This window comes from Phenylobacterium sp. (assembly GCF_036677185.1).
Classification (GTDB): domain Bacteria; phylum Pseudomonadota; class Alphaproteobacteria; order Caulobacterales; family Caulobacteraceae; genus Phenylobacterium.
In genome coordinates, this window is sequence record NZ_JAKFEN010000021.1 from 228,448 (window position 1) to 242,357 (window position 13,910).

Here is a 13,910-nt window from a genome sequence, read left to right on the forward strand (position 1 = left end):
CTCGGCGGCCTCAGGCCGCGATCGCCGTTGGAGGCTCGCCGACCGCCTCGGACAATTTCTGGAGCACCGACTCCGTCCATGCCTCGCCGAGCCTGACCTCGACCTTACGGCGAACCTCGACCAGCTCGGGCGTTTCCTCGAACCACTTCAGCAGCGCATCGGCGACGGCGTCGCGGTAGCGTTCGCCGGCCCCCCAGTCGCCACGTCCCCAATAACCGGAAAGGGTGTCCCAGAGATCGGCGGCGTCATCGAGGTGCGGCTTGAACGCGACCCTTCCGATCACGATGGCCCTGGCCAAGAACTCCTGGCGCCAGTCGGAAATGTCCTCCCGGAGCGCGTCGACGATCGCCACGATCTCGGGAAGGCTGGAGAAAGTCTGCCCAAGCGACTCCAGTCGCCCGTCTATCTTGGCGAAGATGTCGGAGGTTCGGATATTCGCATCGAATCGGAGCCCCACGCCGACCATGTGATGAACCGGGAAATTCGACCAAGCGCCTCGCCGGCCTACGGCGGCGTTGATAGAGCTCGCGTGGCCGCCGCGGATTTCGGTGACCAGGTTCTGGTGCGCAGGACGCACGACGGGGCCAAGATTGGCGTAGGCGTCGACGATGCGCGCGACTTCCGCATCGACGGCGCGCCGTGCCTCTTCGATCTTGGATGCGTCCGGATTTGCAATCAGGTCGGCTGAGACCTCGACGAACCGCTGCAGACGGTCGAGCTGGCGCCGCCGTAGCAGGTCGAGGTGCCCGGCGAGCTTGTCCCAGGTCCGTGCGGGCGGGTCCGTCATCGCGTTAAAGAAGATGACCGGCGTCGGGGGCAAGCCGGCCTGTCGAAGTGAATCCTGAACCTGTTGCTCGCGCTCGTAGTAGCCGTCCTCGACGCTCTCCACCGGCATGCCCGACCCGTCGGCGACCTTCATGGCCTCGTCGCCGCGCGGTAGGGCGAGGAGGAGAACCCTGTGTTTCTCCAGAGCGTCCGATCCGAAGGCCTTCAATTCGGTCATGATCTTGAGCGCGTCGGCATTGGGCGCGTCGTTGAACGTCGTGCACAGCACCGAAAGCGTTCGCGGGTCGTCGAGGTGGGCCCGCAGATCTGGACGCTGCGTGGTCACGTGCACCCCCTTGGTATCGACGACGGCGAGCTCGTAGCGGGTCCGCCGCAACACCGCGGCAGGCACGAAGACGGTCACGCGCTCGGGCAACGAGAAGTGCGGATGGAGGCCGAAATTGATCTTCGTCACATGATCGGAAAGCCATTTCAGGCCTTCCGCCGACGTCTCCGACAGTATGAGCTGGGTCTCCCGGCGTTCTTGCAGACGCATCCTGCCCATGACTTCTTCGACGACGTCGTCGACCACGCCGGACCGCTGTTCCAACATCTCGCGTAGTGGATCCGACTCCCGGCTCTTCCGCAGGTCCGCCATGTTTCTGACTGCCCGGTCGAGTTCGCTCGATATGCCGCCTTCCTTGACCACCATTCCTTCAACCAGGTCGCCGACGAGCGCGCGCACCGCATCTTCGTCCATGGGCTCCACCGCGATTCCATAAGCGGGGGCCACACGCACCATGACCTCGCTGATCGTCGTCCGTCCTCCCGTAGCAGGGAAGATCGGTTGCGGGGCGCCGGTCTTGCCCGGAACGACCAGATTGGTGAGCAGCGACAGCGCCGTCGTCTTCCCCACACCTACCGGTCCAATCCAGGCGATGCCGTGGTCCAGCCGCGACACGAAGGCCACGGCCGACTCCAGGTTCGAGCGGATCTGAGAGGCCGGCCCGTCGAGGATGCGGTCGTAGTCGGGACTGTGGGTGAAGGCGTCCATAGCCTGTAGTGCGGTCTCGGCGGCCCACAGCGCCTCGCGATCGGGATGGAAGAAGGATGGCCGGTCGGTGACTCGCCAATCTCGCTGGTAGAACTGGGCGATATCGTGGGCGGACTGGGTGCCGAGAGCATCCAAGTAGCGCCGCGCCATCACACCATCTGTCGTCTCGGTCTTTTCGAGTCGGGAGATGACGCTTCCGCTGACGCCCAACCGGGTGGCCATCTCGGATTGCTTTACGCTCGCGTCTTCGCGCGCTCTCTTCAAAACGGAAGTCGGAACGGACATAGGCAAGTCTCCTGACAAGGCATGACCTACACCCTCGCAAACCGCACGGCAAGCATTCTGCAAACTTGCAGCAAGATTCTTTGGCGCTTTCAGCGCCTCTCCCTGAAGGTCAGGCCCCTCCCTCATCCTCCGCCTGCCAAATCTCCAGCCTCCGCTTGGCGGGATCGATCGCGTCCGCTTCGGCCAACGCCCAATCCCGCCACGTTTCGAGGGCGCCATCGTCGCCGGGTCCTTGGGATCCGCGAGCCATGACCTCTGCGACGAAGCTCCGGATATTAGCGGCAGTCCGCCAGTCATGAGCCTGGCCGAGGAGCATGTCGCGGCGAGCCTTGGCCTCGCGCTCGCGCTTCTCGCGCGCGAGGCGTTCAGCCTCGAGGCGGCGCTTGATGACTTCGGCCTCGTTGTCCGCGCGGCGCTTCAGCAGATAGGCGTGGTGCGCGATCCGGCCCTGGCGGTAGTGGACCTCGCCGGCGACACCGAAGGCGATCAGGATGTCGGTAAGTTGGTCCTCGAGCTTGCCCTCCTCGCCGTCGATCCACGTCCATTTCGGGATGTCCTCGATGAACCGCGGCTTGAGTTCGAGCTTCAGGGTGTCAGCCGGGCCCGGCCGCGTCGACCATTCGCCCCATTGGTTCGGCTTGGCGCTGGGATGGTCCAGAGCGAACTCCATGGTCTGGCCGCCGACATGCAGCGATAGCCTGCGCGCCTCCTTGCCTGAGTAGTCGAGCTTGCCGCCAATCCGCGGCAGGGCGAGCCCGATGGCGTTCAGGACCCGCAGCCGGCGGACCTCGAACGGCGAGTCGAACAGCGGCGCGTCCCAGGACGATGGGTAGGCCGAGCGCAGGTGCTTCTCCCTGCGCTTGTCGTCATTGACCAAGAGCTTGCGCACCGTGAGGCACGGACTGGCGAGGTCCCGGCAGCGGATCACCTTACCGACGCGCTTGCTCACCCGGGCGCGGACCTCTTCGAGCGGTTCGGGAAACACCGGCGGCTCGGGGATAGGCTCGGCCAACTCGGCTTCGGGATCGTAGCGGTAGCTGTACGCCGGCTTTGTGATCGAGACCGTGTCGGACATGCCGGGATCGCGCAGCGGCAGCTTCGCTTTGACGACGGGCTTTCCGGCGGCCAGCTTGGCCCAATAGCCGCGATCGGGCGTCGGCACCTGGACGCCCGCGCAGACTTTCTTGAGCCACACGTCGGAAACGCCATAGGTCGCGGCCACGGTGCGGATTGGATCTGCCCAGACAAGCTCATAGAGCTCCTGTCGGCTTAGAGTCGTCTTCAGCATCGCGGTTCTCTAGTCCAGATGATCGGGGAAGGCATTCCCCTGCGGCCGAGCCGACTTCGTCTCGCCCGACCCCTTCCAGCGGGGCGGTCCCCGCAACCCCCAAGGTCAATTGAGAGCAGCCGGCGGTCGTGCTCGGTCCCGCCGCTGCGCGGCTCCTACGGGTCCAACCCTGCGGGCGCCTTCGGCGCCGCCGGCCGCTCGACGGCGCGTCCCGCCGCACGCTGCGCGCGGGCTCCTTGCAGCCTTCACTCTTGTCGATTCGCAATCCCGGAAAGGCGGGATTGCGGATCGCGTGGCTTAGGGCGTCCCGCCCTCGGCGCACTTCGGATCGCCTTCCGCCCAGCTTCGGGCTTCGCCCTGATGTCACGCCCCCGCGGATTGGAAGCCCTGCAGCCGGGTCCCCGCGAAGGCGCCCCTCCGCTTGCACACCCGGTCTCGCCGACGGGCAGGGGTTCAGGCGCGCCTTGCGCCTGCACCCTGACCCCAAGGAGGTTCCTATGACTGCCAAGTTTGAGACCGTCCTCGACCACGGCGCCGTGGTCGAAATCCCGCTCAACAAGCTCAAGAAGTCGCCTAAGAACGTGCGGAAGGTCCCGCACAGCCCCGGCGACATCGAGGCCCGCGCGGCCAGCATCGCCGCCAAGGGCGTGCTTCAGCCGTTGGTGGTGGAGCCTGAACGTGACGACGCAGGCGAGCCCACCGGCTTCTATCTCGTCACCATCGGCGAAGGCCGTCGCCTCGCCCAATGCCTGCGGGCCTCACGCAAGGAGATCAGGAAGACCGAGCCGGTGCGCTGCGTAATCGACACGCAGAACGACCCTTCGGAAATCTCCCTGGACGAGAACGTCAGCCGTACCGACATGCACCCGGCCGATCAGTTCGAGGCCTTCCGCGACCTCGGCGAGCGCAAGGGCTGGGGGCCGGAGGAGATCGGCGCCCGGTTTGGGGTCTCGGCCCATGTGGTGCGCCAGCGGCTTCGCCTCGGCGCGGTCAGCCCCAGGCTGCTGGCCATCTACCGCGAGGACGGCCTGACCTTGGACCAGTTGATGGCTTTCGGCGTGACCGAGGACCACGCCCGCCAGGATCAGGTGTTCGAACAACTCGCCTTCAATCGCAGCCCGACCCTCATCCGCCGGGCCATGACCGAGGCCAAGGTCTCCGCTGACGACCGGCGCGTCGTGTTCGTGGGCGTGGAGGCCTATGCGGAGGCGGGGGGCGCCATCCTGCGCGACCTCTTCACCGAGGATCGCGGCGGCTGGCTGGAGGACGTGGCGTTGCTGGACCGGCTTGTGCTGGAGAAGCTGGTGGCGCTGGCGACCGAGCTTCGCGACACCGAAGGCTGGAAGTGGGCGCAGGCCCATGTGGACTACCCAACCGGCCATGGCCTCGCGACGCGGGTCTATCCGCACCGGGTCGAGCGCACCGCCGAGGACGAGGCGAACATCGCCGCTCTGTCCGAGGCCTATGACGCGCTGACCGAGCAGTGGGCCGAGGTCGAAGACCTGCCGCCCAACGTGGAGGCGGAGCTCGCCGAAATGGACGCCGAGCTTCAAGCCTATGGCGACGGCTATGGCTTCGATCCGGACGAGATCGCGCGCGGCGGCGTCTTCGTGGTGCTGGGCCACGACGGGCAAGCCCGCATCGAACGCGGTTGGGTGCGGGCCGAAGACCTGCCGCCGCCGGTGGAGCCGGAAGCCGCCGAGGACGATGGCACCCCCGGCGCAGGCCGTGGCGAACTGGTGGAAGGTCCGACGGAGGACGAGGATGATGACGAAGCAGAGGACGAGCTTGCGCCGCTCTCGGATCGCCTCATCGCCGACCTCACCGCCCATCGCACCGCAGGCCTTCGCGACGCCCTGTCGGAAAACCCTGACGTCGCCCTGCTTTGCGTCGTCCACGCCCTGACCTTGCGGACCTTCTATCCAGCCTGCGCGCCCGCCACCTGCCTGGACCTGCGCAGCGCGTCCACGGGCCTTGGGCAATACGCGCCGGGGATCGAGGACACCCCCGCCAGTCGCGCCATCGATCAGCGGCATGAGGCCTGGGCGCGGCAGATGCCGCAAGACCCGCGCGAGGTCTGGACCGTTGTCCTCGGCTTGGACAGCGACAGCCGCCAGAGCCTGCTGGCCCACTGTGTGGGTATCAGCGTCAACGCCGTCCGCGCGTGGGAGCGGCGCCCCGCTGCGCTGGCTCATGCCGACCAGCTAGCCCACGCGGTCGGCCTCGACATGGGCGCCTACTGGACCCCGACCGAGCGCAGCTACTTCGGGCGGGTCACCAAGGCGCGGATCGGCGAAGCCGTGCGCGAGGCGGTGTCGGATGAAGCGGCCGAGCGGATCGCCAGTTTGAAGAAGCCGCAGATGGCGCAGGCCGCCGAGCAGCTTGTGGTCGGGACCGGCTGGCTGCCGCCGCTGCTACGCGCGGCAGTGGCGCCCGTCGAAGGCGGGAGCGCCGAGGCCGTTCCGGAGGGTGAAGCGGACTTGGCCGACGCCGAGGCCGCACCCGCCATCGCGGCGGAATAGGTCGTTTTGGTCGGAGCCGCTTCGGCGGCTCCGATCCTTTCCGGGTCTACGGATTTCAGTCGATACGGATTACCGCGCAGGCCACGACGGGCGAGGTTCCGTCCAGCGGCAGATAGAGCCTCGCGATCCGACGGTCGTGGACCGCGTCCTCGACGGTAAATGGTCGCATCAACTGCGTCGCGCGCGAGGCTTCGCGCGCGCCATCGCCGCGACCTGGCGTCAGCGCATCCGCCGAACAGCCGACCAGCGCTGTCCCCTGCACCATCACGGCCTGGACGCCCGCCTGCTCGATGATCGGCAGGCCCTCGCTTCCCCGCCACGTGATCAGGCAGAGCGACTCCGCCAAGCCGCCCAGCACGGTCGTCAACGCATCCCACGTCCGCGGAGCGCCGAGCGACTCCCAGGCGCTCAGGATTTGGCCAAGCACAGGCGTTCGGCCGTTCGTCGGGGCTTCTTCCGTCATCGCCTCACCATCCAACCAGATTTTCTGATTATCAGAAAACCCGATTACTGGACCGGTCGACCTTCATTTTCCGTCGACGCGGGCGAATGCCCAAGACCCTTCGTTCACCACGCCAACAGCGCCTCATCGAGCTGCTCATTGAGCAGCGCAAGAAGGCTGGCTTGAGCCAGGCGGCGCTCGCCGATGCGCTGGGCAGATATCAATCCGTCATCGCGGCCATGGAATCGGGCAGCCGACGTATCGACGTCGTGGAGTTCCTGGATATCGCCGAGGTGGTCGGTTTCGACATTCACGAAATGATCGACGCTTTGCTGGCGACAAAGACACCCGCCGCTTGAATCGTCCTGGGCCGCCGCATTCTTCCGCGATCAGCCCGCCAGAAAGCGGACGCGTCGAATAGCTGGGAAGGGTGGGGAGCGGACCTTGGGTCAGCTGCGGGAGGTGGACCTTGCTGGATGTTAGACCTGAGCCTGGCTAGCTAGCTATGGAGGCCCCGGCCTTCTTGAACAGAGGGCAGGTGGCGTCTTGTTCGCGCGCCTCCGCCAAGAGCTCCTGCTGATACAAGGAAACCTGCTCGGGTTGCTGATCGATCATCCGCAGCATCGACCGCCGCAGGCAGGCTATTGCCACCTCCATGGAGACAGGCAGGATGTCCGTCTGCGCCTCGCTCGGAAGGAAGTAGTCGATCTGATGATCGGCCATTCGCATGAAGCTCATCGGCGCGGAATGGGTGTGGGCCGAGAGGTAGGCGTAGACGCCGTTGAACTGGGCCTCATCCCAGCCCATGATCCGGATGGCCACCGCCCGCATGCCGATGGCGAACATTTCCTCGCCGCTGGCCAGGCGTTTTTGGCGTTCTTCGGGCAGAGCCTGGAAGATCGACATCGCTGCAAGCTCTGCCTTCAGTTCCGCGCGTCCGGCGCGAAGATCGTCCACTGGCAGACTGAAGCCACCCAGCAGTTTGATGCGTGTCACTGTATCGTGCAGCTTTAGGAGGGTGTGCCGGAAGGCCCATTCCTCAGGCCCGACCGGGTCGAGCAGGTAGGCGATCATGGTCGAGGCCTCCATGATCATCCGAGCAAGAGCCATGATCGTGTGGTGGTCGAACATCGACGATTGGGTCGAGATCGCGCCGATCGATCGGGCGTGGGCGCAGCACTTGGCGTAGACCATAGACGCCAGCGAACCGGCCGTCGTCGTCGGCAGTCCCGTTTGTTCGATCGAGACGTGGTTGGCAAAGCCGCCGAGCACAGCCAGATCGTCCATTTGATCGCGAAAGCGCGATGGCGGCAGGCTTCTCGTTGCGCCTTCGCCGGGCTTTCGCACTCGCTTGCTGGCGGCGCGTCGCTGCTTTCGATTCAGCCCACTCATCAGCAAAGCTTAGCCAGCTTCGCCCACGGGTAAACACCCGCCACCGACAATAGAAACCTGAACGTCCGAACTGGGTCGCATCCAGTCTTTAGCTTGAGGTCGGAGCGCGGACGTTCCGAAGGACCGAGAACGCGCCGAAAGCAGCCCCTGCAATCGTGTCCACCAAAGCTTCCGCCACAGACCTCACATCGCAATCCACCCCGCGGGCATCTGTGCGCACGTGCTTCACGCCCGGGCAGTCGCATCTCGTCCAGACCACGGACTTAGTCCAGCCACCGGATGTCGTTGTGTCATGCGCGCACCGATGGGCCGAATGCCGTCTTGATCATCGACGAAGGCGCCCAAAGGGGTTCACCCGTCACCACGCCGGCCCCACGCGCCTCTCAGGCCTGATCTGGCCGGGCGTTCACCGCCCCTCGCAACGACGGCGGGCGACTTCTTTCCCCTGACGCCTGCGGCGCCATTCCTCGCGAAGCAAACAAGCCGCCCACCGGCGTCCTCCGCTGCGCTTCGGGTCCCACACGGACTGCGGGGCGGTCCCCGCCCGGCCTGTCGATCGCCATCGAGGTCGCGATAGGCGCGGCCCGAAGGACGACAGGAGAAACCCCAATGGCCACCATCGGCGCCTTCCACAAGCAAGACAACGGCAGCTTCACCGGCTCGATCAAGACCCTGACGCTCAACGTCAAGCAGGCCCAGTTCCGCCCTTCCGAGAAGGAAAACGACAAGGCCCCGGACTTCCGCATCTTCGCCGGCCAGACCGAGTTCGGCGCGGCCTGGAAGAAGACCTCCCGCGAGAACCGCGACTACATCTCGGTCAAGCTGGACGATCCGAGCTTCCCGGCTCCGATCTACGCCTCGCTGGTCGATGCGGACGACGGCTACGCCCTGATCTGGTCGCGCAGCCGCACCGCCGACTGAGCCGAAGTGCGCCCCGCCGCCAGGGCGGGGCGCCACCCTCAAATCCTCAAATCCGGAAACACGGCTATGACCGTCATCATCACCGCCGAGCAGCGTGCGCAGATGCTCGCCAACGGAGCCCGCAGCGCCGCGGGCGAAGACATCGACCCCTTTCCGATCGTGAAACTCTTCACGCCGGATGCCGGAGCCACCTGGCTCCTCACCGAACTGGACCCGGAGACGCCCGACATCGCCTTCGGTCTCTGCGACCTCGGCGTGGGCTTTCCCGAACTGGGGTCGGTGAGCCTTTCGGAGATCACCTCCGTGCGCGGCCCCATGGGACTGCCCGTGGAGCGCGACCTACACTTCAAAGCCGACCGGCCGATTAGCCGATACGCCGACGAGGCGCGTCGTACGGGTGGGGTCCGAGCCTAGAACCTGCGGTCTAAACGCGCCTCCGCATCCGTGCGGAGGCGCTTCTGCAAAAATACGCCGATCCAACAATCCTGACACCCCCATACCCCTTGTCACCACCAATGCGAGCATCCAGATACTCGGTCGGGCGGGGGCCTGCTGGAGAGTATGACGCATGGCCGAGCCCGCGCCCGCCACCCCGTTCGCCGCCTATCTGTACGTCCTCCGCCTCGATCCTCCGGACCTGGCCTGGGAGTATCTGCGCCGTAGGATCGACTATCGGCGGCAGTGGCGCGATCAGGGCGCGGGGGCGCGGTTCGGGCTCTGCTTTTGTTGAACACCCCGACCGCGACGCCCGTGAGGCAGAACCGTCCTGGCTTCCGACGCCCTGGCCAGCGCCTCACCTCGTAGACGTTCCTGACCCGAGTGCGCCGAACTTCGACCTCTGGGCGATGCCCGGCGCCAAGCGGCTGATCCACGATGGTCGCACGCTCGCGCTAACACGCCGAGCCGCGGGGGAAATTGAACGCGCCACGCTCGGACGAGGCCTGGAACGCGGGCAGCCCTTTGGCATCGCCGCATCGCTAGTACGACCGCGCGCATCGGAGCTGAGCGCTGGCGCCGCGCGAGCGGCGTTCTCCCACATGCGCGCGCTCCTCGCCCTCGACGCCAAGGCCGCCGGGGCCAGCGATCTGCAGATCGCGCGCATACTCGTCCCTTCGACCCAGATCGGGGACTGGTCCTCCGATAGCGCCGTGCGGGCCCTCGTCCGCGACGCCCTCAAGCGCGGCCGAACCTTCCGTGACGGGCGCTGGCCCGAGCTCGTCTGGGGTGCAGGGAGACGTCCGGTCCGCGCCTAATCTCCCTGCGAAGCGCGCCTCGGCCCGCTCACCCTGTCTCCGATCCGCCGCGCCCCGATCGGCTGCGGCCAACCCGGAGACAGACATATGGCCGAAGCCGCTACACGTGAGCGCCGCTACCTTACCAATTCCGAAGCCGCCGACTTTCTGAAGTTGTCGCCGCGCACGCTGGAGAAGCAGCGCGTGATCGGCGGCGGGCCACGCTTTCGCAAGTTCGGCCGCCGCGTCGTCTACGCCGTGGACGACCTGGTCGCCTGGGCCGAGGCGCGGGGTTGCGACTCCACCTCCGATCACAACTACGTCGCCGCGCGGTGATCGCCGGATGCCCCCTCGCCTCCCGCAGTCCGATCGCCAGCAGCTTGAGCTCTTCCGGGCCCTGCCCGGCGATCTCGCTGCGCGCGACGCCCAGGATCTGATGGCTTACCCGTTCTTCAGCCTGGCCAAGACGCCGCGGACGGCGCCGATCGACTTCAAGGCGGGAGAGGTCGCCATCCGGGTGGAGGCGACCGCCGAGCATGGCATGGCCACCATCTGGGACGCCGACGTGCTGATCTGGGCGGCCAGCCAGATCGTCGAAGCCCGAGACGCGGGGCTGCGGCCCTCGCGCCTGATGGCCGCCACCCCCTACGAGATCCTGACCTTCATAGGACGAGGTGTTGGGGCACGCGACTATCAGCGCCTGAAGGCGGCGTTGGACCGGCTGCAGTCCACGACGGTGGCGACCACCATCCGCCAGGCCACAGCCCGACGGATGCATCGCTTCTCCTGGATCAACGAGTGGAAGGAGACCGCGGACGCCGCGGGCCGACCCTATGGTCTGGAGTTGATCCTGCCGGATTGGTTCTTCGCCGGCGTCATCGACCACGCCCTCGTGCTGACCATCGACCGGGCCTATTTCGACCTGACGGGTGGGCTCGAGCGCTGGCTCTATCGCCTGGTGCGCAAACACGGCGGCCGCCAAAGCGGCGGCTGGGTGTTCGACTTCCGCCACCTGCACGCCAAGTCCGGCAGCCTCTCGCGCTTCTCCGACTTCGCCCTCGATCTGCGCCGCCTCGCCGGCCGCCAAGCCCTGCCCGGCTATGCGCTGCGGGTCCGTCGCTTGAGGGGCGGTGGCGAGGCGCTGGTCTTCACGCCGCTGGTGGTCGATCCGCTGGCCCGCCTCGCCGCGCGGATGGACGCCCTCGCCTACGTGGAGGAGAGCCTGTGAATCCTCTCGTGCTATCGGGCGCACGGACTATCGTGCCATCAGGCGCAGCGGACACGTGCTATCAGGCGCACGAACCTGTCCTAAGCTCCCGACTCCATTGTCGAATTCGCGCCCGTAACGAGTCTAACCAAGACTCCTTCGGAGTCTTTCTAACGTCCGGGCGCTGTGGACAGCGGCTTCCCGAGTGGTCGGCCAAGGGCTACCGGCCATGATCGTCGCCCTCCTCAATCAGAAGGGTGGGGTCGGCAAGACCACGCTCGCCCTGCATCTGGCTGGCGCCTTCGCCGCTCATGGCCGCCGCGCCGTCGTGGTCGACGCCGACCCGCAGGGTTCAGCGCTCGATTGGTCGCAGGCCCGCGCAGCGTCAGGCGCGCCCAGGTTGTTCGGAGTGGTCGGCCTGGCCCGCGAAACCTTGCATCGCGAGGTCCCGGAGATCGCTCGCGGCGTCGACCATGTGGTGATCGATGGTCCACCACGGGTCGCGGCCCTGGCGCGCTCGGCGCTGCTGGCCGCCGACCTGGTGTTGATCCCGGTCCAGCCCTCGGCTCTCGACGGCTGGGCCTCGGCTGAGATGCTTCGGCTCCTGGACGAAGCGCGGGTGTTCCGGCCGCAGCTTCGCGCCCGCTTCGTCCTCAACCGCTGCGCCGCCCGCACCGTTATCGCCCGTGAGACGGCCGCCAGCCTGGCGCAGTCCGAGCCCAGGCTGCTCGCCGCCCGGATCGGCCAGCGGGTCGCCTATCCGGAGGCCGCCGCCGAAGGGCGTCTGGCCTTCGAGAGCGACCCAGACGGGCCGGCGGCGGCGGAAATCGCCGCCTTAGCCGCCGAGGTGCTGGAGGTGGGCGCATGACGGCGTCTGTACCGAAGAACGCGGCTTCCGGCTTCGTGCGGCGGCCAGGCGATCCAGAAGCCTGGGTCCGCGCTGACGATCAATCAGCGGCTCCGGCCCCTCCCGGCAAAGCCGACCTCTATGACGCCCGGCTGACAGTCGACATCACCAAGGCTCTGCGCGGCCGGATCAAGGTCGTGGCCTTCCAGCGCGGCGAGACGGTAGCCGACATGCTGCGGGTCCTACTCGAGGCTGCCTTCCCCGAAGCGGGCCAAACGTCATGACCGCGCTCACCAGCGTCAGCCTCTGGCACGTTCCGGATTTCGCCGACGACTGGCTGCGGTTCGGCGCGCCCGCCGTCGAGCGCGTGATCGATCGCCGGCGGTCATGGGCCGGCTTCGCGGCCGGGTCGGTGTTCGCCTATGTCCGCTGGCGCGGCGGCGACTACGGAACCGTCCGCTGGTCGCTGGCGGTGCTGTTGGCCCGAGCGCCCGGTCAACCCGCCGAAACGGTGGCCGGCGTCAGCCCCGGCGCCGAGATCCTACTGCAGGCGCTCGACGAAGGACCGGTGCATCGGGCCTTCGCTGTCATCGACGCGGTCGAGGCCGCGGGCTTCGACCCGTGCGGTATCTCCGCAAATTATTGGCGGGTCGCCCGCAACAGGCTTGCGGCCCACCTGCCGCCGCGCTGCTACGGCCAGGCCGAGCACGCCGCTTGGCTGGCTCGCCGGGAAGTTTCAGCATGAACCCCGGCGGCCTGGCGATCATGTCGGCGACTTTTGTGGCGACCTGCGGCCTCGCCCTGGGCGGGCCCGCGAAGCCGGCGCCACGACTAGTCTACAACCCCACCGCCAGTGCGCCACTGGGCTTCTACGTCGTGACGCCGGCAACACATCTCAGACGTGGCGAGCTCGTCGTCTCGCGGTTGCCGCCGGAAGCCGCCGCGATCGCGGATCGGCGGCGCTATGTCCCGGCGACCGTGCCCGTCGTGAAGATGATCGCGGCCGGAAGAGGCGCGCGGGTTTGCCGACGAGGTCGGGTCGTCACGGTGTCAGGGCGCCCGGCCGCCGTGGCCCGCGAGCGCGACTCTGCCGGACGGGTCCTGCCGATCTGGTCAGGCTGCCACAGCCTTTCCGCCGGCCAAGTGTTGTTGCTCGGCGGGCGGGCCGATTCTTTTGACGGGCGATATTTCGGACCGACCGACGCGGCCCTCATCCTCGGCCAGGCGCGTCCGCTATGGACCTGGTGAGGCTCGCCCTCTGCGTCACCGTAATCGTTGCCCTGCCGGTCGCCGCGAAGGCGCAGGAGCCGTGGGCGGCCGAGATCCGTAGCGCGGCGCGCCAAGTCGGCCTGCCCGAAAGCCTCCTGCGGGCCGTGCTCAGGGCCGAGAGCGCTGGCGATCCTCGGGCGGTCTCAAGGGCCGGAGCGATGGGCCTCATGCAGTTGATGCCGGGCACATGGGCGGATCTGCGCGCCGACCTCGGTCTGGGCCCTGATCCGTTCGCCCCGGCCGACAACATCCTGGCCGGCGCGACCTACCTGCGCCGTCTCTACGATCGCTACGGATTGCCCGGCGCATTCGCCGCCTACAACGCCGGGCCCGGGCGCTTTGACGCCTATCTGAACGCGCGGCGTCCCCTGCCGCTGGAGACCCGCCGCTATGTGGCCGGCCTCGCCGTCGCGACGGGATCGAACGATGTCGGCGCGCCTCCAGCTGAGCGGTTTCAACCGCTACTGCCGAAGGGTCTGTTCGCCATCCGCCACGACCGCGAAGCCGTGCATTCCGCCCCGCACGACGCTCCCGCCAGCGGGCTGTTCGCGGTTCACACGCCCCGGCCGGATTGATCGTCATGAGGATAGATGGCCGTTCCGACCCCGGAAAGTGTGAGGGCAAGATAGAAGGGCGCACCTCGCGAAGCCCGGTCACACCTTGTCTGCACATCGGGTTTGGTGGCG

Annotated in this window: 17 protein-coding genes and 1 pseudogene; 14 read left to right on the forward strand and 4 right to left on the reverse strand. The window is 67.3% G+C overall.

Features of this window, described 5'->3' with window-relative positions:
• Positions 1-10: 10 nt before the first annotated feature.
• Together V6M51_RS13010 and V6M51_RS13015 are read right to left on the reverse strand one after the other, a co-directional pair.
• Positions 11-2,104: a helix-turn-helix domain-containing protein gene (locus tag V6M51_RS13010; RefSeq protein WP_332767782.1), complete on the reverse strand. Its 2,094-nt coding sequence runs from the start codon at positions 2,102-2,104 to the stop codon at positions 11-13.
• A 109-nt stretch (positions 2,105-2,213) separates the two neighbouring features.
• Positions 2,214-3,392, reverse strand: a complete 1,179-nt coding sequence (locus tag V6M51_RS13015; protein ID WP_332767784.1) for a hypothetical protein — start codon at positions 3,390-3,392, stop codon at positions 2,214-2,216.
• A 497-nt stretch (positions 3,393-3,889) separates the two neighbouring features.
• Between V6M51_RS13015 and V6M51_RS13020 the strand changes: the two genes are divergently transcribed.
• Positions 3,890-5,914: a ParB/RepB/Spo0J family partition protein gene (locus V6M51_RS13020; protein ID WP_332767786.1), complete on the forward strand. Its 2,025-nt coding sequence runs from the start codon at positions 3,890-3,892 to the stop codon at positions 5,912-5,914.
• A 55-nt stretch (positions 5,915-5,969) separates the two neighbouring features.
• On the opposite strand, the gene V6M51_RS13025 is transcribed toward V6M51_RS13020, so the two are convergent.
• Positions 5,970-6,377 carry a hypothetical protein gene (locus tag V6M51_RS13025; RefSeq protein ID WP_332767787.1) on the reverse strand — a complete coding sequence of 136 codons (408 nt, stop codon included), beginning with the start codon at positions 6,375-6,377 and terminating at the stop codon, positions 5,970-5,972.
• A gap of 86 nt (positions 6,378-6,463) precedes the next feature.
• Here V6M51_RS13025 and V6M51_RS13030 point away from each other — a divergent pair, with 86 nt between their 5' ends.
• Positions 6,464-6,715 carry a helix-turn-helix transcriptional regulator gene (locus V6M51_RS13030; protein ID WP_332767788.1) on the forward strand — a complete coding sequence of 84 codons (252 nt, stop codon included), beginning with the start codon at positions 6,464-6,466 and terminating at the stop codon, positions 6,713-6,715.
• A 136-nt stretch (positions 6,716-6,851) separates the two neighbouring features.
• On the opposite strand, the gene V6M51_RS13035 is transcribed toward V6M51_RS13030, so the two are convergent.
• Positions 6,852-7,643 carry a hypothetical protein gene (locus V6M51_RS13035; RefSeq protein WP_332767789.1) on the reverse strand — a complete coding sequence of 264 codons (792 nt, stop codon included), beginning with the start codon at positions 7,641-7,643 and terminating at the stop codon, positions 6,852-6,854.
• Between the two features lie 714 nt (positions 7,644-8,357).
• On the opposite strand from V6M51_RS13035, the gene V6M51_RS13040 reads away from it, so the two are divergent.
• The 12 genes and pseudogenes from V6M51_RS13040 (at position 8,358) to V6M51_RS13090 (ending at position 13,799) form a co-directional block, all read left to right on the forward strand.
• The gene (locus V6M51_RS13040) at positions 8,358-8,669 is read left to right on the forward strand and encodes a DUF736 domain-containing protein (RefSeq protein WP_332767791.1); all 312 of its coding nucleotides are present in this window, start codon (positions 8,358-8,360) and stop codon (positions 8,667-8,669) included.
• 66 nt (positions 8,670-8,735) lie between these two features.
• The gene (locus tag V6M51_RS13045; protein ID WP_332767793.1) at positions 8,736-9,083 is read left to right on the forward strand and encodes a DUF2958 domain-containing protein; all 348 of its coding nucleotides are present in this window, start codon (positions 8,736-8,738) and stop codon (positions 9,081-9,083) included.
• A 154-nt stretch (positions 9,084-9,237) separates the two neighbouring features.
• Positions 9,238-9,399, forward strand: a complete 162-nt coding sequence (locus tag V6M51_RS13050) for a transcriptional regulator domain-containing protein (protein WP_332767795.1) — start codon at positions 9,238-9,240, stop codon at positions 9,397-9,399.
• Positions 9,359-9,571: pseudogene (locus V6M51_RS23885) on the forward strand (DUF7011 domain-containing protein); the annotation flags it as partial. The gene V6M51_RS13050 and the pseudogene V6M51_RS23885, both read left to right, overlap by 41 nt.
• A gap of 135 nt (positions 9,572-9,706) precedes the next feature.
• Positions 9,707-9,922 (forward strand): DNA -binding domain-containing protein, encoded by a 216-nt coding sequence (locus V6M51_RS23890; protein WP_442957859.1) that lies wholly within the window; start codon positions 9,707-9,709, stop codon positions 9,920-9,922.
• An 87-nt stretch (positions 9,923-10,009) separates the two neighbouring features.
• A complete protein-coding gene (locus V6M51_RS13060; RefSeq protein ID WP_332767799.1) occupies positions 10,010-10,237 on the forward strand; it encodes a helix-turn-helix transcriptional regulator in 228 nt (75 codons plus the stop codon).
• Positions 10,238-10,244: 7 nt separating this feature from the next.
• Positions 10,245-11,129: a replication initiator protein A gene (locus V6M51_RS13065; RefSeq protein WP_332767801.1), complete on the forward strand. Its 885-nt coding sequence runs from the start codon at positions 10,245-10,247 to the stop codon at positions 11,127-11,129.
• A 208-nt stretch (positions 11,130-11,337) separates the two neighbouring features.
• On the forward strand, positions 11,338-11,976 hold the full coding sequence (parA, locus tag V6M51_RS13070; protein WP_332767803.1) for a ParA family partition ATPase: 639 nt from the start codon (positions 11,338-11,340) through the stop codon (positions 11,974-11,976).
• Positions 11,973-12,239, forward strand: a complete 267-nt coding sequence (locus tag V6M51_RS13075) for a hypothetical protein (protein ID WP_332767805.1) — start codon at positions 11,973-11,975, stop codon at positions 12,237-12,239. The genes parA and V6M51_RS13075 overlap by 4 nt, the downstream gene beginning before the upstream one ends.
• Positions 12,236-12,700, forward strand: a complete 465-nt coding sequence (locus tag V6M51_RS13080; RefSeq protein ID WP_332767806.1) for a DUF2840 domain-containing protein — start codon at positions 12,236-12,238, stop codon at positions 12,698-12,700. The genes V6M51_RS13075 and V6M51_RS13080 overlap by 4 nt, the downstream gene beginning before the upstream one ends.
• Positions 12,697-13,203: a S26 family signal peptidase gene (locus V6M51_RS13085; RefSeq protein ID WP_332767808.1), complete on the forward strand. Its 507-nt coding sequence runs from the start codon at positions 12,697-12,699 to the stop codon at positions 13,201-13,203. Before V6M51_RS13080 ends, V6M51_RS13085 begins: the two co-directional genes overlap by 4 nt.
• Positions 13,191-13,799, forward strand: coding sequence for a lytic transglycosylase domain-containing protein (locus tag V6M51_RS13090; protein ID WP_332767810.1), 609 nt, complete (start codon positions 13,191-13,193; stop codon positions 13,797-13,799). The genes V6M51_RS13085 and V6M51_RS13090 overlap by 13 nt, the downstream gene beginning before the upstream one ends.
• Positions 13,800-13,910: the final 111 nt, after the last annotated feature.